The 18,933-nt window shown below is 66.3% G+C and carries 19 protein-coding genes, 1 pseudogene and 1 riboswitch; of the genes and pseudogenes, 6 read left to right on the top strand and 14 right to left on the bottom strand.

Translation table 11 applies throughout. The annotated features are described in order from the left end of the window. Window positions 1-9 precede the first annotated feature (9 nt). The 3 genes and pseudogenes from BLV15_RS01500 (at window position 10) to BLV15_RS01490 (ending at window position 2,647) form a co-directional block, all read left to right on the top strand. Window positions 10-1,320, top strand: a complete 1,311-nt coding sequence (locus tag BLV15_RS01500) for a TRZ/ATZ family hydrolase (RefSeq protein WP_090224001.1) — start codon at window positions 10-12, stop codon at window positions 1,318-1,320. Next, window positions 1,317-1,940 (top strand): annotated as a pseudogene (locus BLV15_RS01495) (TetR family transcriptional regulator C-terminal domain-containing protein); the annotation flags it as partial. The gene BLV15_RS01500 and the pseudogene BLV15_RS01495, both read left to right, overlap by 4 nt. Window positions 1,941-2,026: 86 nt before the next feature. Continuing rightward, the gene (locus BLV15_RS01490) at window positions 2,027-2,647 is read left to right on the top strand and encodes a TetR/AcrR family transcriptional regulator (protein WP_090223997.1); all 621 of its coding nucleotides are present in this window, start codon (window positions 2,027-2,029) and stop codon (window positions 2,645-2,647) included. A 66-nt stretch (window positions 2,648-2,713) separates the two neighbouring features. On the opposite strand, the gene BLV15_RS01485 is transcribed toward BLV15_RS01490, so the two are convergent. From BLV15_RS01485 to BLV15_RS01470, 4 genes are all read right to left on the bottom strand, one after another. Continuing rightward, complete coding sequence (locus BLV15_RS01485) at window positions 2,714-3,430, bottom strand: substrate-binding periplasmic protein (RefSeq protein WP_090223996.1); 717 nt, start codon at window positions 3,428-3,430, stop codon at window positions 2,714-2,716. Between the two features lie 113 nt (window positions 3,431-3,543). Then, window positions 3,544-4,392, bottom strand: coding sequence for a methylenetetrahydrofolate reductase [NAD(P)H] (gene metF / locus BLV15_RS01480; protein WP_090223994.1), 849 nt, complete (start codon window positions 4,390-4,392; stop codon window positions 3,544-3,546). Window positions 4,393-4,494: 102 nt separating this feature from the next. After that, the gene (ahcY, locus tag BLV15_RS01475) at window positions 4,495-5,904 is read right to left on the bottom strand and encodes an adenosylhomocysteinase (RefSeq protein WP_090223992.1); all 1,410 of its coding nucleotides are present in this window, start codon (window positions 5,902-5,904) and stop codon (window positions 4,495-4,497) included. A gap of 25 nt (window positions 5,905-5,929) precedes the next feature. After that, window positions 5,930-6,039: riboswitch (S-adenosyl-L-homocysteine riboswitch) on the bottom strand. Window positions 6,040-6,146: 107 nt separating this feature from the next. Then, entirely contained in the window at window positions 6,147-6,557 is a 411-nt protein-coding gene (locus BLV15_RS01470) for a hypothetical protein (RefSeq protein WP_090223990.1), read from the bottom strand. Between the two features lie 209 nt (window positions 6,558-6,766). On the opposite strand from BLV15_RS01470, the gene BLV15_RS01465 reads away from it, so the two are divergent. Continuing rightward, window positions 6,767-7,183 carry an acyl-CoA thioesterase gene (locus BLV15_RS01465; RefSeq protein WP_090223988.1) on the top strand — a complete coding sequence of 139 codons (417 nt, stop codon included), beginning with the start codon at window positions 6,767-6,769 and terminating at the stop codon, window positions 7,181-7,183. A 130-nt stretch (window positions 7,184-7,313) separates the two neighbouring features. After that, window positions 7,314-7,760, top strand: a complete 447-nt coding sequence (locus BLV15_RS01460) for a c-type cytochrome (protein WP_090223986.1) — start codon at window positions 7,314-7,316, stop codon at window positions 7,758-7,760. Between the two features lie 10 nt (window positions 7,761-7,770). Here BLV15_RS01460 and ligB read toward each other — a convergent pair whose 3' ends face one another. Together ligB and BLV15_RS01450 are read right to left on the bottom strand one after the other, a co-directional pair. Beyond that, complete coding sequence (ligB, locus tag BLV15_RS01455) at window positions 7,771-9,453, bottom strand: NAD-dependent DNA ligase LigB (RefSeq protein WP_090223984.1); 1,683 nt, start codon at window positions 9,451-9,453, stop codon at window positions 7,771-7,773. A 57-nt stretch (window positions 9,454-9,510) separates the two neighbouring features. Next, window positions 9,511-9,888: a response regulator gene (locus BLV15_RS01450; RefSeq protein WP_090223983.1), complete on the bottom strand. Its 378-nt coding sequence runs from the start codon at window positions 9,886-9,888 to the stop codon at window positions 9,511-9,513. A 190-nt stretch (window positions 9,889-10,078) separates the two neighbouring features. On the opposite strand from BLV15_RS01450, the gene BLV15_RS01445 reads away from it, so the two are divergent. After that, the gene (locus BLV15_RS01445) at window positions 10,079-10,579 is read left to right on the top strand and encodes a YgjP-like metallopeptidase domain-containing protein (protein ID WP_090223981.1); all 501 of its coding nucleotides are present in this window, start codon (window positions 10,079-10,081) and stop codon (window positions 10,577-10,579) included. Between the two features lie 56 nt (window positions 10,580-10,635). Here the strand turns inward: BLV15_RS01445 and BLV15_RS01440 are convergent, their stop codons facing one another. From BLV15_RS01440 to yccS, 8 genes are all read right to left on the bottom strand, one after another. Next, window positions 10,636-11,118: a GreA/GreB family elongation factor gene (locus tag BLV15_RS01440; protein ID WP_090223979.1), complete on the bottom strand. Its 483-nt coding sequence runs from the start codon at window positions 11,116-11,118 to the stop codon at window positions 10,636-10,638. 5 nt (window positions 11,119-11,123) lie between these two features. After that, window positions 11,124-12,248 carry an ATP-binding response regulator gene (locus BLV15_RS01435; protein WP_090223977.1) on the bottom strand — a complete coding sequence of 375 codons (1,125 nt, stop codon included), beginning with the start codon at window positions 12,246-12,248 and terminating at the stop codon, window positions 11,124-11,126. Continuing rightward, on the bottom strand, window positions 12,245-13,999 hold the full coding sequence (locus BLV15_RS01430) for an ATP-binding response regulator (RefSeq protein WP_090223976.1): 1,755 nt from the start codon (window positions 13,997-13,999) through the stop codon (window positions 12,245-12,247). The genes BLV15_RS01435 and BLV15_RS01430 overlap by 4 nt, the downstream gene beginning before the upstream one ends. Beyond that, a complete protein-coding gene (locus BLV15_RS01425) occupies window positions 13,992-14,975 on the bottom strand; it encodes an ATP-binding protein (protein WP_407072467.1) in 984 nt (327 codons plus the stop codon). Before BLV15_RS01425 ends, BLV15_RS01430 begins: the two co-directional genes overlap by 8 nt. Further along, window positions 14,966-15,364, bottom strand: coding sequence for an ATP-binding protein (locus BLV15_RS01420; RefSeq protein ID WP_090223973.1), 399 nt, complete (start codon window positions 15,362-15,364; stop codon window positions 14,966-14,968). The genes BLV15_RS01425 and BLV15_RS01420 overlap by 10 nt, the downstream gene beginning before the upstream one ends. Then, on the bottom strand, window positions 15,324-15,743 hold the full coding sequence (locus BLV15_RS01415) for an STAS domain-containing protein (protein ID WP_090225166.1): 420 nt from the start codon (window positions 15,741-15,743) through the stop codon (window positions 15,324-15,326). The genes BLV15_RS01420 and BLV15_RS01415 overlap by 41 nt, the downstream gene beginning before the upstream one ends. A gap of 8 nt (window positions 15,744-15,751) precedes the next feature. Continuing rightward, complete coding sequence (locus BLV15_RS01410) at window positions 15,752-16,591, bottom strand: STAS domain-containing protein (RefSeq protein WP_090223972.1); 840 nt, start codon at window positions 16,589-16,591, stop codon at window positions 15,752-15,754. A gap of 141 nt (window positions 16,592-16,732) precedes the next feature. Further along, window positions 16,733-18,907: a YccS family putative transporter gene (gene yccS / locus BLV15_RS01405; protein ID WP_090223970.1), complete on the bottom strand. Its 2,175-nt coding sequence runs from the start codon at window positions 18,905-18,907 to the stop codon at window positions 16,733-16,735. Between the last annotated feature and the right edge of the window lie 26 nt (window positions 18,908-18,933).

Here is an 18,933-nt window from a genome sequence, read left to right as displayed (position 1 = left end):
GAGAATGCTGTGAGCGACCTGATTCTGTTTCCGACCTGGCTGGTCCCGGTCGAGCCGGCGGGCGTGGTGCTCACCGGCCACGGGCTGGTGGTGCGCGACGGGCGTATCGCCCGCATCGCCCCGCGCGAAGAGCTGAGCATCGACGCCGCCGACGAGGTGCGCGAGCTGCCCGGCATGTTGCTCGCGCCGGGCCTGGTGAACACCCACGGGCATGCGGCGATGAGCCTGTTCCGCGGGCTGGCCGACGACCTGCCGCTTATGACCTGGCTGGAGGGGCACATCTGGCCGGCGGAGAAGCAGTGGGTGGATGCCGAGTTCGTCCGCGACGGCACCGCGCTGGCGATTGCCGAGCAGCTCAAGGGCGGCATCACCTGTTTCTCAGACATGTACTTCTACCCTGAAGTGGTCGCCGAGCTGGTCGAAGCGACCGGCGTACGGGCACAGATCACCCTCCCTGTGCTGGACTTCCCGGTGCCTGGTGCGGCGGATATCGACGCCGCGCTTGATGCCGGCCTGCCGCTGTTCGAGCGCCTGCGCGGGCACCCGCGGATGCGCATGGCCTTCGGCCCGCACGCGCCCTACACGGTGGGCGATGCCAGCATGATCCGGGTGCGCGAGCTGGCCGCCGAGTTCGACGCCGGCATCCAGATGCACGTTCATGAAACCGCCGACGAAGTCGCCACCGCCGTGCAGGCCGGCGGCGAGCGGCCGCTGGCGCGGGTGGCGCGGCTGGGCCTGCTCGGGCCGCATTTCCAGGCGGTGCACATGACCCAGATCGACGACAGCGACATCGCCCTGCTGCAGGCCAGCGGCGCGCATGTGCTGCATTGCCCGGAGTCCAACCTCAAGCTGGCCAGCGGTTTCTGCCCGGTGGAGAAGCTCTGGCAGGCCGGCGTCAACGTCGCCATCGGCACCGACGGCGCGGCCAGCAACAACGACCTCGACCTGCTCGGCGAAACCCGCACCGCAGCGCTGCTTGCCAAGGCCGTGGCCGGTTCGGCGACTGCGCTGAATGCGCACAATGCGCTGCGCATGGCCACGCTGAACGGCGCGCGAGCGCTGGGCATGGGCGACGAGACCGGCTCGCTGGAGATCGGCAAGTCTGCAGACCTGGTCGCCTTCGATCTCTCCGGGCTGGCCCAGCAGCCGCTCTACGATCCGGTCTCGCAGCTGATTTACGCCAGCGGCCGCGATTGCGTGCGGCATGTCTGGGTCGCCGGCGAGCAACTGCTCGACGATCGCCGCCTGCTGCGCCAGGACGAGGCGCAGCTGCTCGCCAGCGCCCACACCTGGCAGGTGCGGCTGGCCCAGCCACGATGAGCGGTCTGGCGCAGCGCAGTGGCGGGCGGGTGCGCCAGGACAACGAGGCGCTGATCCTCGCTGCCGCCGAGGCGACCTTCGCCGAGTACGGTTTCAAGGGCGCCAGCATGGGCATGATCGCCCTGCGCGCCGGGCTGCCGAAGGCCAACCTGCACTACTACTTCGGCAACAAGCAGGCGCTCTACATGGCCGTACTCGGGCGCATCCTGCAGCTCTGGACGGAGAGCTTCGACACCCTGCGCATCGACGACGAGCCGGCCGAGGCGCTGTCGCGCTACATCCGCAACAAGCTCGAATTCTCCTGGCGCAATCCGCTGGCCTCGAAAGTCTTCGCCATGGAGGTGATCAGCGGTGGAGCCTGCCTCGAGGCGCATTTCAATCAGGATTTCCGCGACTGGTTCCGCGGTCGCGCGCAGGTGTTCCATGCCTGGTCGGCAGCAGGCAAGATGGACCCGGTGGACCCCATCCACCTGATCTTCCTGCTCTGGTCGAGCACCCAGCATTACGCCGACTTCGCCACTCAGATCGGCTCGATTCTCGGCCAGCCCGGCGGCATCGAGTGCGAGATGGAGGAAATCTGCGCCAATCTGACGACGATCATTCTCAAGGGGTGTGGCGTGAGGGGGAATATCACTCGTCAGAGCCTGACGAACTCAACCGCTGTTTCGAGTAGTCTTTGCTCCACGGGAGCCAGGCCTGGAATGGAATGACCAATCACAAGATCAAAATCCGCCGAAAGAACGTCGAGAAGATTCTCCTGGCCGCCGAGCAGGTGTTCGCCGAACAGGGTCACGCCGGCACCTCGATGGCCGACATCGCCAAGCGCGCCGAGCTGCCGCGTTCGAACCTGCACTACTACTTCACCACCAAGGACGAGCTGTACCGCGAGGTGCTGGTCAACCTGCTCAGCGTGTGGGAGCTGGAGGGGGCCTGCTTCGTGCATTTCGACGACCCGCGCGTGGTGCTTACCAGCTATGTGCGCGAGAAGATGACCCACTCGCGGACCCGTCCGCACGGCTCCAAGCTGTGGGCCAACGAGATCATGCATGGCGCGCCGCTGTTTCGCGACATTCTCGACGAGCACCTGTTCGCCGGCGCCAAGTTCAAGGAGAACAAGATTCGCCAGTGGGTCGAGGAGAAGCGCATCCGCCCGGTCGAGCCCTTTGCGCTGCTCTACCTGATCTGGGCCTCGACCCAGCACTACGCTGACTTCGACTACCAGGTCACCGCGCTGAACGACCATAAGCCGCTCAGCGACCAGCAGTTCGAGCAGGCGGTGCAGACCATCACCGCGGTGGTGCTGCGCGGCATCGGCCTGGAGCCCTGAGTCGGACACCGCAGGAACGAAAAAGGCCGCGTTCTTCGCGGCCTTTTGCTGTACGCAGGCTGTCGATCAGCGCGCGGGCGTGGCGGCGCGTTCGGCCTTGAGCTTGCGCAGCTCGACGCTGAAACGCGCCGCCAGGCGCTCGAACTCCGGTGTTCTGCGCAGCGCCAGGTAGAGGTCGTCGCGGCTGACCGGCTGGCGGTGGTAGTCCAGCTGATCGAGGATGCCCATCTGCTGCGCCAGGTGCAGCCCGACGCGCCGCTCGATCAGCACCATGTCGATGCGTCCGAGCAGCAGCTTGCCGAAGTTGGCGGCGTGGCTGGGGGCGTTCTCGCGGATGAACTCCTTCGATTGGCGGAAGGCTTCGTTGGAGTACAGGTAGCCCGGCGACACACCGATGCGACGGCCCTTGAGGCTGTTCAGGTCGCTGTACGGGAACGGTCGCTGGCGGGCGTAGAAGAGCACGAACTCGCTGCTCGACAGCGGCTCGTCGATGAAAACCATGCTCTGCTCGCGGTCCGGGTTGCGGAAGATGTCGAGGATCGCGTCGGCGCGACCCTCGTCGAACTCCGCCAGGCTGCGCTTCCACGGCAGCAGTTGCAGCTCGTGGGTGATGCCGAGGCGTTCGAGCACCGTTGCGGTGAGCTCGTAGTCCAGGCCGCGCACCACGCCGTTCTCTTCGTAGACGTAGGGCGCCCAGGCTTCGCTGACGATGCGCAGCGGATCGGCCTGCGCGACCACGCAGGCGGTGCAGAACAGCAATGCCCAGCAGATCCTTTTCGCCATCTACAGCTCCCTTTTCCTGTTACCCGCGCCCGCGGTCGTGCGGGCGATGGAAGCAAGTCATGCGCCAGGGATCGCGGCCGCTCGCGTCGCGCTGCCGGACAGTCCCTGCCGGGTCAGGCGCCGAGACCCAGGTTGCTGCAGATCGCCAGGCTAGGTTCGGCCTGGTTCAGGGTGTAGAAGTGCAGCCCCGGCGCGCCACCGGCCAGCAGGCGTTCGCACATCGCGCTGATCACCTGTTCGCCGTAGGCCTGGATACTCTGCACGTCGTCGCCATAGGCCTCGAGCTGCTTGCGCATCCAGCGCGGCAGCTCCGCGCCGCAGGCGTCGGAGAAGCGCGCCAGTTTGCTGTAGTTGGTCACCGGCATGATGCCTGGCACGATCGGCGTGTCGACGCCGGCCTTGCGCACCCGCTCGACGAAGTAGAAGTAGGCGTCGGCGTTGAAGAAGTACTGGGTGATGGCGCTGTCGGCGCCGGCCCTGGCCTTGCGCACGAAGTTCGCCATATCGTCCTCGAAGCCGCGTGCCTGCGGGTGCATTTCCGGGTAGGCGGCGATTTCGATGTGGAAGTGGTCGCCGGTTTCGCGGCGGATGAACTCGACCAGTTCGTTGGCGTAGCGCAGCTCGCCGCTGGCCATGCCCATGCCCGACGGCAGGTCGCCACGCAGCGCGACGATACGGCGGATACCGGCGGCCTGGTACTGCGTGAGCAGGCTGCGCAGGTCGTCCTTGCTGTCGCCGACGCAGGACAGGTGCGGTGCGGTCGGCACCTTCACTTCGCCGTCCAGCTGCAGCACGGTGTTCAACGTACGGTCGCGGGTCGAACCGCCGGCGCCGTAGGTGCAGGAGAAGAAGTGCGGGCGTTCCGCGGCCAGTCGACGCGCGTTGGCCAGCAGTTTTTCATGCCCGGCCTCGGTCTTCGCCGGGAAGAACTCGAAGCTGACGTTGGGGCGGGAAGAAGTCATCGCAGGTTCCGTAGAACCGGGCGGGCGATGCGCCAACCCGGTCGAATGTAGGTTGTCGTGCCACCGGGCGGCCAGCTCCAGCTGACCGCCCGGCGGTTCCACTCAGTAGCGGTAGGCGTCCGGTTTGAACGGGCCTTCGGTGCTCACACCGATGTACTCGGCCTGCTTCGGCGTCAGGCGGGTGACCACGCCACCGAAGCCCTTGACCATCTCCAGGGCGACTTCCTCGTCGAGTTTCTTCGGCAGCACTTCGACGGTCAGGCGCTCGGCCTTCTTCTCGGCGGAGAGGTCGGCGAACTTCTGCTCGAACAGGAAGATCTGCGCCAGCACCTGGTTGGCGAAGGAACCGTCCATGATCCGGCTCGGATGGCCGGTGGCGTTGCCCAGGTTGACCAGGCGGCCTTCGGCGAGAAGGATCAGGTAGTCGTCGTTCTGCGCGTCGAAGCTGCCGGCGCCGGTACGGTGGATCTTGTGTACCTGCGGCTTGACCTCTTCCCAGGCCCAGTTCTTGCGCATGAAGGCGGTGTCGATCTCGTTGTCGAAGTGGCCGATGTTGCAGACCACGGCGCGCTTCTTCAGCGCCTTGAGCATGCCGGCGTCGCAGACGTTGACGTTGCCGGTGGTGGTGACGATCAGGTCGATCTTGCCCAGCAGCGCGGCGTCGACGCAGCCTTCGCTGCCGTCGTTGATGCCGTCCTTGTAGGGCGAAACCAGCTCGTAGCCGTCCATGCAGGCCTGCATGGCGCAGATCGGGTCGACTTCGCTGACCTTGACGATCATGCCTTCCTGGCGCAGCGAGGCCGCCGAGCCCTTGCCCACGTCGCCGTAGCCGATCACCAGCGCCTGCTTGCCCGACAGCAGGTGGTCGGTGCCGCGTTTGATGGCGTCGTTGAGGCTGTGACGGCAGCCGTACTTGTTGTCGTTCTTGCTCTTGGTGACCGCGTCGTTGACGTTGATCGCCGGGACTTTCAGGGTGCCGGCCTTGAGCATGTCCAGCAGCCGGTGCACGCCGGTGGTGGTCTCTTCGGTGACGCCGTGGATGCGCTCGAGCATCTGCGGGTATTTCTTGTGCAGGATCTCGGTCAGGTCACCGCCGTCGTCCAGCACCATGTTGGCGTCCCACGGCTGGCCGTCCTTGAGGATGGTCTGCTCGATGCACCACTCGTACTCCTGCTCGGTCTCGCCCTTCCAGGCGAATACCGGGATGCCGGCAGCGGCGATGGCGGCAGCGGCCTGATCCTGGGTGGAGAAGATGTTGCACGACGACCAGCGCACTTCGGCGCCCAGGGCGGTGAGCGTCTCGATCAGTACGCCGGTCTGGATGGTCATGTGGATGCAGCCGAGGATCTTCGCGCCTTTCAGCGGCTGGCTGGCGGCGTATTTGCGGCGCAGGCCCATCAGTGCCGGCATCTCGGACTCGGCGATGATCAGCTCTTTGCGGCCCCAATCGGCCAGAGAAATGTCGGCGACTTTGAAATCGGTGAAACCGGCAGGCGTAGAAACAGCGCTCATGGGATGAGTTCTCCATTCGTTCGAGTGCGAATGGGCGCCGTTGCTGCGTTTGGGAAACGCCCCGTGCGAGCCTGACAGGTGGGCTGCCTCGAATCGATCGAAGCGGCCCGGCCTGCTGCAGCGCCCCTCGCCCGGGTGGCGGGCACGACCGGTAAACCGGGCGTGTGAGGCGAAGGATTATAGCGATGCCGGCGCGACTACCCAATAGGGCAGCGAAGGTGCGCGCCGGATGGCGCGCGCCGTTACTTGCTGAGCATGGTGCCGAGCAGTTTGACCCCGGCGTTCACCGCGGTTTCCTGGGCGGTCTGCGGGGCGGCGGCCGGAACGGCCTGGACCGGCTGCTGGGTGCTGGCGGTCTGCGCGCAGAGGGTGTTGGCCTGCAGCAGGAGCTTCTGCACGTTGCTGTTGTTGGCCGCCTTGCCGGCAGCCTGGGCCAGGGCCAGTTGGTCCTGGTACTCGCGAAGCTTGGCGTCGCAGGCGCTGTTGCCGGTGCTGCTCACCGTATTTACGGTATTCGTGGTGTTCGCCGGGGTGCCGTTCACCGCATTGGCGACGCTTGCCACGCCGTTGGCGAGGGCGCCGAAGTCCAGTGCCTGGGCCGGCAGATGAAAGGCGGCAAGCAGAACGGCGGCGGAAAGGGGCAGAAAACGCATGGGTTCAACCTCAGTGTCGGGTCGCTCGGCGGCGCGAAGGGGGCAATACCGAGTGAAGTCCTTGGAAAGTCATCGACAGGGATTTAAACCCATGCGCGGGAGTAGGGCAATTAGGTTTTTGTGAACTTTCCCATCGCATTTCCAGTCGCGACACTCAGGCGCCGGCCTGCGATCATGCTGGCGATTCCTAACCCCCGACAGGAGTGTCCATGAACTTCCATACGCGCAAATGGGTGAAGCCCGAAGACCTCAATCCCAACGGCACGCTGTTCGGCGGCAGCCTGTTGAAATGGGTGGACGAGGAAGCGGCGATCTACGCCATCGTCCAGCTGGGCAACCAGCGGGTGGTGACCAAATTCATTTCCGAGATCAATTTCGTCAGCTCGGCGCGGCAGAGCGACATCATCGAGCTGGGCATCACCGCCACCGAATTCGGCCGCACCTCGATCACCCTGCGCTGCGAAGTGCGCAACAAGATCACCCGCAAGAGCCTGCTGACCATCGAGCGCATGGTGTTCGTCAACCTCGGCCCGGACGGCCTGCCGGCGCCGCACGGCAAGAGCGAAATCACCTACATCCGCGACCAGTTCAAGGAAGAGGACGCGCCCCTCGATCCCGCCCGTTGAGCCTCCCGCGGCGGGGGTGACCTGCGTCAACCTGTCGCCAGGTGAGGGCACCGGGCCGACGGATCAGTTTGGCAGCGACACGGACGGGGGCGGATAATCCGCGTCCCGCCCAACCCTCGCGAAAACGCCCATGCCTTCCAAATCATTGTTCATCGTATTCGCCGCGCTGCTCGTGCTCGGTGGTTGCAACAAGATTGACCCCAACTCCCCGCTCGGCCAGCGCCAGGCGATCTTCAAGCAGATGCTGAAGACCAGCGAAGACCTCGGCGGCATGCTGCGCGGTCGGCTGAAGTTCGATGCCGACGCGTTCGCCAGCGGTGCGGTGCATCTGGACGAGCTGTCGCGCCAGCCGTGGAAGCATTTCCCGATGGTGAAGGAAGAACACAGCAACGCGCGTGACGAGGTGTGGCAGCGCCAGGAGCGCTTCGACGAACTGGCCCGCGACCTCGAGGCCAGCACCGCCGCCTTGGCCGCAGCCAGCGCCGTCAAGCCGCTGCTGCCCGAAACGGTCGCCGCGCCGCTGCAGAGGGTCGAAGACGCCTGCGAGGCCTGCCACAAGGAGTTCCGCGACTACTGATCGCGGCCCGTCAGAAGCCGGCCACGCCCGCTGCGTTCAGCCGCTGGCGAAGGGCGCGGACCTCCGGCTCGGCGAAGAACGCCACCAACGCGCGTGCGCGGCCCGGGCCTACACCGGGCTCGCGTTGCCAGTCGGCCTGGCTGCGTCCGGCCGGTTGCTGCCAGTCCGCGCCGAGATTCGCCGCGCCGCTGGGCGGCAGGCCGAGGGCGCCCAGCCAGCGGCCGAACGGCTGGGCGCGGGCCTCGGCGAAACTCGCCAGCAGACGTGCAGCGCGCTTCTCGCCGAAACCGGGCAGGGCGAGCAACTGCTCCTCGCGCAGGTCCATCCAGTCGAGCAGGTGCTCCACCAGTCCCGCGTCGATCAGCGCCTGCCAGCTCCCCGCTCCGACTCCGGCGAGCCCCAGGCCGTGCTTGCCGCCCAGCCATTCCAGGCGCGCGGCGAACTGGCTGCGGCAGTCGGGCGTGGGCTGCCAGCAGCTCAGCGGGTGATAGCGCGAGGTGACGGGTAGCGCCAGCGGCGTGCGCACGGCAGCATGCCAGACCACGCCGTCGAGGCGCGGGATGGTCAGCCCGGCGAGACTGACCGATACCTGGTCGCCGGGCTGGATATCCAGTTCGCGCAGGCGACGCAACGATCCGGCCGACACGCGCTGCACGCGACGGTCATCCAACTGCACCGGTTGCAGCTGCAGCAGCGGGGTGATGCGCCCGCTGCGGCCAATCTTGAAGTCCACCGCGCGCACCTCGGCGAGCACCTGGGCGAACGGATACTTCCAGGCGATCGCCCAGGCCGGTGCGCTGGCGCTCCAGCGCTCGCCCGGCGGACGCCGGCCCTGCTTGATCACCACGCCGTCGCTGGCGAACGGCAACGCGGCCCGGTACCAGTGCTCCCGCCATTTGCGGGCCTCGGCGAAGGAGGCCGTCGGTTCGCTGAAACGCGCGCTGTCGGCGAAACCCAGGCGGCGCAGTTCGTCGAGGCGAGCGCGCATGTCGGCCGGGCCATCCGGCCATTCCCAGACGAACAGGCCGATGCCGGCGGCTTCGGCGTCGCCGAGGCTTTGCCGCGCCAGCAGCCCGGCGACCTTGCCGCGCGCGCCGGCGCCGCCGTGGCTGGCCTGCACATGCTCGGCCAGCTTCCAGTAGAGCTCGCCCTGGAACAGCAGCCGGCGGTTGTCCGGCAGTCGCGCGGGCACGCCGGGAAGCGCGCGCACCCGCGCCGTCCAGTCCTGCCCGAGGCGGCCATCGCCGCGGCTGATCGCCTGCTGCAGTCGGCCGTCCTGGTAGATCAGCGTCACCGCAACGCCATCCACCTTCGGCTGCACCCAGAGTCCATCGCGCTCGGCCATCCAGGCCTGCACGCGGGTTTCGTCGGCGAGCTTGTCGAGGCCGGTCTGCGGTACCGGATGGGCGATCTGCCCGGTGGCGCCGGCCAGCGGGTCGGCGGCGACCGGCGCTTGCGCCGGGAAACAGCCGCGCCAGCCGGCGAGCCGTTCGCGGGCCTGGTCATAGAGTTCGTCGGCGATCGGCGAGCGGCCCTGGCGGTGGTAGGTGGCGTCCCATTCGGCGATCCGGCGGGCCAGGCCGTCGAGCTCGGCGCGGGCGCGCTCGGGCTGCCAGTCGGGGCAGGGCCCGGCGAGCAAGGTGAAAGGCAGGCAGAACGGCGTGGCGGCGATCCAGCGCTTCATCGGGAGCATCCTTGCTCGGGGAGAAGCGCGCAGCGTAGTTCAGGCGGTGCCGCCGGGGCATGCGACTCAGGCGAGCAGGCGCTGGATCTGCTCCTGCAGGGTGTCGAAGGAGAACGGCTTGGCCAGCACCGGCGCCTGGTGCGCGATGGGGCTGCCGGAGTCGAGGATTTCCGCCGGGTAGCCGCTGATGAAGATGACCTTGAGGTCCGGCCGCAGCTTGAGCGCGGGTTCGGCGATCATCACGCCGGAGACCCCGTCCGGCAGGCGGAAGTCGCTGACCAGCAGATCGAGGCGGGGTTTGCTCGCCAGTATCGCGAAGGCCTCCGCGGCGGACGCGGCCTGCAGCACGTCGTAGCCTTCCTCTTCGAGGTATTCGGCGAGCAGAAGCCGGACGTCCGGCTCATCCTCGACCAGCAGAACGATTTTGCTTTTTGCCTGACTCATTGGTGGCGCCCGGGACTGCTAAGGGGGAGTTTTCGATGGGGTTGAATATTCCCCGCATACGACCGCCAGCGCCAGGGTCCGTTCCGGAAACTTTCACGTCGATCAACCCGCTGCGCCGCGTCGTCGAGTCGACCGCGAAGGACGGGCGCTTGCTAGACTGCGCGCTCCCCGATTGCCCGTCCCGCCCGCCATGACGCCGCTGAAATACCTCGCTGCCTATCCGCCCGCGCTGCAGGAAAAGGTGCGCACGCTGATCGTCCAGGAACGCCTCGAGGAGTACCTGCGCCAGCGCTATCCCGAGCGCCATGCGGTGCAGAGCGACAAGGCGCTGTACGCCTACACCATGGCGCTCAAGCAGGAGTTCCTGCGCAACGCGCCGGGGTTGGACAAGGTGCTCTACGACGCCAGGCTCGACGTGTTGCAGAAGGCCCTCGGCCTGCACACGGCCGTGTCGCGCGTGCAGGGCAGCAAGCTCAGGGCGAAGAAGGAAATCCGCATCGCCGCGCTGTTCCGCGATACGGCGCCGCAGTTCCTCAACATGATCGTGGTTCACGAGCTGGCGCACCTGCGCGAGTTCGACCACAACAAGGCGTTCTACCAGCTCTGCGAGCACATGCTGCCCGGTTATCACCAGCTGGAGTTCGACCTGCGCATCCACCTGACCTGGCGCGACCTGCAGGCGAAATCCTGAGCCGGCGCATCCGCGTGGCGGTGCCTTCGTCCTGGGGTTCTCGCGGGTAACGAGGCTCAGAAGGCCGCGAGAATCTCGAAGCGGCGCTTGCGCCCGGCGATCTCGCGCTCGAATTCATCGCCTGCGTGCTGGCCGAGCAGGGCGGCACCGAGCGGCGAGCGGGCGGTGATCACCAGCACGTCGCGCTGCTCGTCGCTGAGCTTGAGGCCGGCGCCGTCGGGGCCGAGCAGCAGCCACTGCTCGTCGCCGTTGTCGTCGGCCAGTTGCACCAGCGTGCCGAGGGTGATGCCGCGCGGCGCGGCGTAGGGTTGCAGCGGCAACTGGCGCCAGGCGGCGAGGGCCTGGTGGATTTCCTCGACGCGGCGCGACTGGCCCGCGGCCAGGTACGACGCCTCCAGACCGAGGGTGTCGTACTTGTTTTCGGCGATGTTCTCTTCGTGGGTCGCCGCCTCGTAGGCGGTTTGCGCGGCGCGGCGCGCCAGCTCGAGGTCGCTTTCCAGGCGCTCCAGCAGGCGCTCGCGCAGACGGGCCTTGTCCATCTGCTTCAGACGGTTCGCGCGCGCGGCAGGCTGACCGGGAGGAACACGTCGACGATCACTTCCTCGCCCTCGCTGCTGAACTCGACGCGCCCGCCGAAGCTTTCGCACAGCGCCTTCACCGTCGGCAGGCCAAGCCCCCAGCCCTGCACGTCGCTCTTGGTGGAGATGAAGTAGGGCGTCGCCAGGTTCGCCAGCACGTCGCTGGGAATGCTGCCGCCATTGCGCACGCGGATCAGCACTTCGCCCTCGAGGTAGCGCTGTTCGATGAAGATTGGCGCGGTCTTGCTGCCGTGCTTGGCGGCGTTGATCACCAGGTTGTCGATGATCCGCAGGAACGCGTGGCGGTCCCAGAACACCTGCTCCTCGGGGGTTTCCAGGTCGACGCGCAGCTCGTTGCCGATCTGGATGCGCAGGTCCTGGACCGCGCCTTCGAGCAGTGCGCCGACGGCGAAGTGCTCGCCGTTGAGCTGCAGGCCACCACCGAGGCTGACGTGGGAGATGTCGAGCACGTTGGTGATCATCTGGCTCATGCGCTGCAGGTTCTTCTCGAGAATATCCAGCATCTCGCCGCTGCGTCGCGCCGGGCTCTTCTGCATCAATCCGACCACCATCGAGGCGGCGGTGAGCGGCGAGCGCAGGTCGTGGCTGAGCGAGCGCATGAAGCGCTCGAGCATGATCTTCTCGGTCTGCAGGTTCTGGCTGAGGGCGATCGCCACGTTGCGCTGCTGTTCGACGCGTTCGATGCGGTGGTTGGTCTTGAGCAGCGAAGAAATGGTCGCGACCACTTCGTCCGGGTTGATCGGGTGCGTCAGGTACGCCTGCGCGCCACTGTTGAGCCCGGTGGCCTTGTCCTTGCCGGTGACGAAGGTTGCGGAGATGTTGATGATCGACGGCAGCTTGCCGCGGCCGAGCTTCTTCTCGGCGGCCTGGATGAGATCGAACCCGGTCATGTCCGGCAGGTTGATGTCGATGATCATCAGGTCGATGTCGGCGTCCATCAGCGCCAGGCCCTCTTCGCCACTGCCGGCCTCGATGATCTCGTAGGACGGCTGGGTGGCGAGGATCTTCTTCAGCACGTAGCGGTTGGCGTCGGTGTCGTCGATGACAAGGATGCGCTTGCGGGTCTTCATTCCTGCCTCCACGCGAGGGCTCTGACGCATTGCAGCAGGCGCTCGGAATAATCCGCCTGGGTCTTCAGCAACAGCGCATGGCAGTGGGGCTCCAGGCGGGCGCGTTCCTCGTCTCCGAGCGGTTTCGCGGTGTTGATCACCACCCGCTGGTGCATGCTCCAGTCCATGCTGGCGAGCAGGTCCTCGCCGCTGATGTCCGGAAGCTCGAGGTCGAGGAAGATGATGTCCGGGCGTACCGCGTTGAGCTTGTCGATGCTGGCGCGGGCGCTGTCCGCCTCGATCAGCACCGGATCGTAGGGTTCCAGGGTGCGGCGGATCAGGTAGCGGTCGGCGTCGCTGTCATCGATGATCAGGATAGTCGTCCCGCTGAGGTCGAGCTCCCGCTCGTCGCTTTGCTCGCTGCCCAGTTCCAGCGGAATCTGCACGTAGAAGCGGCTGCCCTGGCCTTCGCGGCTGGACAGGCTGATGCGCCCGTTGAGCAGGGTCGCCAGCTTCTGCGCCAGTGGCAGGCCCAGGCCGGTGCCCTCGATGTTCTTCAGGTTCGGCGACTTGATCCGGCAGAACTCCTCGAACACCCGTGCCTGGTTCTCCGCGGAGATACCGATGCCGGTGTCCTCGACGAGGAACTCCAGGTGCGCGTCGTCCGGCTGGAACACCTTGATCTTCACGTTGCCGGCCGGGGTGTACTTGAACGCGTTGGAAATCAGGTTGCGCAGGATCTGGAACAGCCGGCCGTGGTCGGTGTTCAGGCACACGTCGCTGGTCGGCAGCTGGATCAGCGGAGTGACGCCGGGATAGCGGATCGCCAGCGAGGTCGTCAGGGTCTCGATCTCCTCCATGAAGGCGAACAGGCTGAAACGCGTCGGCGCGATCTCGATGCGTCCGGACTGCACCTCGGCGAGGTCGAGCAGCTCGGTGATCAGGTTGGCCAGCTCGGCGGCGGCATCGCTGATGAACTTCACCTGCTTGAGCTGCTCGGCGTTCAACTGGCCGTCGACGCCGCTGGCCAGCAGCTTGGAGATGTTCTCGATGATGTTGATCGGCGTGCGGAATTCGTGGGTCATGTTGGAGAAGAAGCGGCTCTTCGATTCGCCGGCCTCCTTCAATTCCTGAGCGGTCTTCTCCAGCTCGGAATACAGCGCCACCACGCCCTTGTTGGTGTTTTCCAGCTCCTGGGCGGTGTCCTCCAGCTCCTGCTGGCGGATGCGAAGCTCGTTGTTGGTGAGCAGCAGGTCCTCGCTCTGCAGTTGCAGTTCCTTGTACGGATCGAGCTCGCCGTCGGCGTTGAGCTGCTGGCGGAACGCGACGATCTGCGCCTCGTCCGGGAACGGCCGGGGTTGGCCCATGTACTTGATCGCGCGTATCCGCGTGCCTTTGTCCGAGGACTCGATCTGGAAATCGTCCATCAGCCGCTTGGCGCCGACCAGGCCGACGCCCATGCCGGTGGTGGAAACGTAGCTGCCGTCGAGGATCTCCTGCAGCTGGGCGATGCCCTTGCCCTGGTCTATCGCGTCGAAGGCGATGCCGTTGAGTTGACCGCGGGCGTCGCGCTGCAGGTAGAAATTGAATCTCCCCTGGCTGGCGTACTGGAAGATGTTGCGCGCCAGCTCGGACACGCCGGTGGCCAGGCGAATCTGCTCCAGCTGCGACATGCCCACCCAGCCGGCGATCTGCTTGGCGCGCTGACGACAGAGCACCACGTCGATTTCGGAAAGGATGGGTACGCTGGAGATCGGCAGCGCGTCACGCATGACGAAGCACCACCACCGTGGCGTCGTCGTTCAGCCGGCGGAAGTCGCGCATGATGGCGCCGGCGATGAGGGCCGGGTGGCGGGCGCGAATGCCGGGGTAGGGATTCAGGCTGGATTTGGTGGTGATGCCATCGGAAGACATGATCAACAGGGTGTGCTCGTCCCAGGGGTAAGAGAAGGTCTGTACCCTTCCGACCTTGTAGCCCACCGTTCCGTTCGAAGAAACCATGCCGCGGGACTGTTCCGCGTAGAGCGCGCCGGCGATGTTGCCCACGCCGCAGAAGGTCACCTGGCCCTGTTCGACGTCCACCTCGGCGAACGCCAGGGCGCCGCCACGGGTGCTCTGCAGCGCATGGTGGGTGCGCTCCATGAGTTCGACCAGGCCGATCTTCGGGTCGTGCTCGAGGAACAGCCGGCGTGCCCGCTGGCTGGCTTCGTTGGCTTGCGGACCATGACCGAGGCCGTCGCAGAGCATCACCCGGTTGTCCCGAATCGCCCAGGCGTCGCCGCAGAGCTCTTCCTTGGGATGCGGCAGGCACAGCGCGCCGCTGATCAGCGCCGAGGGCGGCGACTTTTCGAGCTGGAAGCGCGCCAGCACCAGGGTGCCCTGGCCCGGCTGCGAATAGATGTCGAAGCTGTCCGAGAGGCGCTTGATCGCACCCAGGCCGGCGCCCATGGTGCCCTTGCTGGAGTAGCTGTCGGCCATGCATTGGGCGACGTTGACCATGCCCGGCCCGCGGTCCACGGCCAGCACGTCCAGCGTGCCGCCGTCGCCGTTGAGCAGGATCTCGCCTTCGCCGGCGTGGTTGACCAGGTTGCGGGCCATTTCCTGAATGACGATGGTCAGCCGGCCCAGGGCGTCCTCGTCGAACCCCTGCGCCTCGGCCTGCCTGATGGTCGCGCGGCGCACCGCGTCGACATGGGCGACCTCATTGACCACGAACGAGCGGGTACAGCAGTCGGTGTTCAACGCCACTTCCATAATTCGATGCGGGTGCCTTGCCCGGGTTGGCTTTCGATGGCGAACTGGTCGACTAGGCGCTTGGCCCCGCCGAGCCCCAGGCCCATGCCGCTGCCCGAGGTGTAGCCATCGACCATGGCCCGGTCGAGGTTCGCGATGCCTTCGCCCTGGTCGGAAATCACCAGGCGAACGGCGCCGCGGCCGTCCTTGGTCGTCTCTTCGATCACGCACTCGCCGCCGCCGCCGTAGATCAGCGCGTTACGCGCGATTTCGCTGGCCGCGGTGACGATCTTGGTCTGCGAAACCAGACCTAGCCGCACGGCTTCCGCCGCTTTGCGCACGCGCTGTCGGACGATGACGATGTCAGTCTCCTGCTTCAGCGGAAAAATCTCGGTCTTCCCCACTTTCTAGCTCCAGGCTGAGGTCGTCTTCGACCATTTGTTCCAGGCGACGCATGCCCTTCTCGACGTTCAGCGCCGTGGCGATGCCGTCCAGTGACAGGCCCAGCTCGACCAGGGTGATCGCCACCGCCGGCTGCATGCCGACGACGATGATCTTCGCGTCGAGGATGCGCGAGACATGGGCAATGTGCGACAGCATGCGGCCGATGAACGAGTCGACGATGTCCAGCGAGGAAATGTCGATCAGCACGCCCTTGGAGCGGTGCAGGACGATCTGGTGCGTGAGATCTTCCTGGAGGTCCATCGCCAGTTGGTCGTGCATGTCGACCTGGATCGACAGGAGCAGGAATTTTCCCATTTTCAGAATCGGGATCTTGTCCACCATGGCGTTTACCTCAGCGAGCCTTTGACCAGACGTATATCGAGCTCTTTCAGCGCGACGGAGAACGCATCCGCCAGGGACGACTTGGTGATCACGTCGCCCAGCTCCACGCCCAGGTGGACGATGGTCGCGGCGATCTGCGGACGGATACCGCTGATGATGCAGCGGGCGCCCATCAGCTTGGCCGCGGTGACGGTCTTGAGCAGGTGCTGGGCGACCATGGTGTCGACGGTCGGCACGCCGGTGATGTCGATGATGGCGATTTCGGATTCGGTCTGGACGATCTTTTCCAGCAGCGCTTCCATGACGATCTGCGTGCGGTTGCTGTCCAGCGAGCCGATCAGCGGGATCGCCAGCACGCCCTTCCACAGTTCGACCACGGGGGTGGACAGCTCGAGCATGCTCTCCTGCTGTTCGCGGATCACCGATTCGCGGCCAGTCATGTAGCTTTCCATGCTGTACAGCCCGAGCTTGTCGAGCAGTTGGCTGGCCTTGAGCATTTCGCTCGCCGGATCGGCGCAGTTCGCCTGGATCTTGGCGAACAGCGGCTCCTTCAGCGAGAAGACGAAGGTGGCGGTTTCGCTGGGGCTGAAGCCTTGTCGGCTCTGCGTGCGCGAGAGCGCTTCGATCATGTTGCGCACCGGCTTCCACTCGGCGCTGCCGAGGTCGTCGATGCCGCCTAGCGCGGCGATGCTGAGCAGCTTGAGCAACTCGCGGGAATTGTTCAGCACGGTGCCTTCATCGATAAGGTCCGTTCGGATGCCGGCGGCGCGCTGGCTTGCGATCCACTCCTGAAGGAGCTCGCTTTCGTGTTTTTTCAGCAGTTCGGCAATCACTGGTACTGACATGGGGTCCTCGCAGGTCTGGGGCCGCGGCAGGCGCGTGCGCTTCTTCCATTAAAAAACCGGGCTCAAGACCCGGTTTCGGTGGAGGACAATAGCATGCAGTGTCGAGGAATTCTCTCGCCGCGCAGCGGCTGAGAACCACCCTCAATTGGCTTTGGCGGGCTTCAGCAGGTGCGCCGAGAGCGTGCGCAGGGGGGCCAGTTGGCGGCAGATCAGCGCCAGCTGGGTTTTCACCAGGCGCTGCACGTCGTGCTGTTCGTCGGGGGACTGTTCGAGCTGGGCGGCCAGCGCTTCTTCTTCTTCGTCGTGCACGGCGACGCTGCGCTGCTCGGTCAGGGCGGAGGCCAACTGGTCGAGGCTGTCGGCGATGCGTACCGAAGCGCTGTCGATCAGCTCGTCGTAGAGCTCCTGAGGCAGGCTGCCGCGGTGCGCGCCGAGGGCCGAGAGGTAACTGAGCAGGGTGTGGCTGAGCAGCAGGAAGCGGAAGCCCAGCTCGGCGTCCTTACGGAAATGGCCGGGCTCCATGAGCATGTTCGACAGCGTGCTCGACAGCGCGGCGTCGGCGTTGTGCGCGTTGCGCCGGGCGATGCGGTAGTCGAGGTCGTCGCGCTTGCCGCTGCGGTACTGCTGCATCAACTGGCGCAGGTAACGTGCGTTGCTGCTCAGCGCGGTGCCTATCATCCGGTTCAGGCGCCGGCCCTGCCAGTCCGGCAGGATCAGGAACACCGCCGCGCCGGCGATCAGGCTGCCGACCAGGGTGTCGAACAGGCGCGGCCAGATCAGCCCGTAGCCATCGCCGATCTGGTTGAAGCAGAGCAGCACCAGCAGGGTCATCGCCGCGGTCGCCAGGGTGTAGCGCGAACTGCGCGTGGCGGCGAACAGCACTCCGGCGATCACCGCCAGGAACGACTGGATCAGGGCGTTGGGGAACAGCGTGATCAGTGCCCAGCCGCCGACCAGGCCGGCGATGGTGCCGAGAATCCGCTGCACCAGGCGCACGCGGGTGGCGCCGTAGTTCGGCTGGCAGACGAACACCGTGGTGAGCAGGATCCAGTAGCCCTGGCTGGGGTGGATCCAGTGCAGCATGGCGTAGCCGGCGACCAGCGCGATGGCCATGCGCAGCGCGTGGCGGAACACCAGCGAGGTCGGGGTGAACTGCTGGCGGAGGCGTTCGGCGGCGTCCTTGAAGGAGCGCGGCGAACGGTCGAACAGCGTGCTGTCCTGCTCGTCCAGCGGCGCATCCGGGTTGCTCGCGTCGGCCAGCTTCTTCTCCAGCGTGCCGAGGTTGGCCGCCAGCGCGCCGAGCGAGCGCAGCAGGCTGCGCCAGGTCGGGTTGTTCTGTGCGCGCAGGTAGTCCAGCGAGGCCTGCAGGTCGCTCAGCGCCTGCTGGCTTTCACCGTGCTCGAACGGCTGGCGCAGCTGGATCGCGCGGCCCAGCGTCTGGCACGCCGAGCCTTGCTGGTGCAGCAGGCGCTGGCAGCGGAACAGCACGTCGCTGTGGAAGAACGCCTCGGTCAGCGCGTTGTACGGGTAGTGCGAGGAACTGGCGCGCTCGTGGATGTCCTGGGCGGTGAAATAAAGACGCAGGTAGCGCTTCACCTTCGGTCCCGGCCGGCCGCCGAGGCGGTGCAGGAGGATTTCCTTGGCCTGGTTCAGCGCGGTCACCACCTTGCCGTTCTGCTTGGCCAGTTCCAGGCGCCGCTCCTCCAGGTCGAGCTGGCGCAGCGGCTCCAGCAGCGCGGCCTTCAGCTTGAGGTAGAGGCCGAGCTCGCGGAACAGCACGGCCAGGCCGATCTGCACCGGCTGGTTGGAGAACACCGCGTTCCACGTCACCGAGAGCAGGCCGTACCAGGTGGCGCCGGCGATCAGCAGCAGCGGTTCGTGCCAGAAACTGCCGGCGTTGCCGCCGCGCTGGTCGACGCCGATCATGGTGTAGATGGACAGGATCAGCGTGGCCTGGGCGATGGTCGCGTAGCGTGCGCTCAGCGCGCCGAGCAGGGTCATGCCGAAGGTCGACAGCGCCAGCCCGGAGACGAACAGCCAGGGGTAGGGGAACAGCAGTTCCACCGAACTGGCGGCGATGGCGAAGCAGACCAGCGTCACCGCCAGTGCCTTGAGGCGGCCGAACCAGTTGTCGTCGGTTTCCGCCAGGGCGCTGGCGATCACCCCGAGGAACAGCGGGATCACCAGTTCCAGGCGTTCCTCGTACCAGCACAGCGCCATGGCGCCGGTCAGCGCGATCAGCACCCTCAGGCTGAAGGCGAACTTGTCGCGGCCCCAGAGGCGGCGCAGGGTGTGGCTGAGGGAAGATCGGGGCATGGCTCGGTTCGGTCTCCGTTGGATAG

This window comes from Pseudomonas kuykendallii (genome assembly GCF_900106975.1).
GTDB lineage: Bacteria > Pseudomonadota > Gammaproteobacteria > Pseudomonadales > Pseudomonadaceae > Pseudomonas_O > Pseudomonas_O kuykendallii.
The sequence above is the reverse complement of the archived record's forward strand: the minus strand, read 5'-3'. Positions and strand labels throughout refer to the sequence as shown.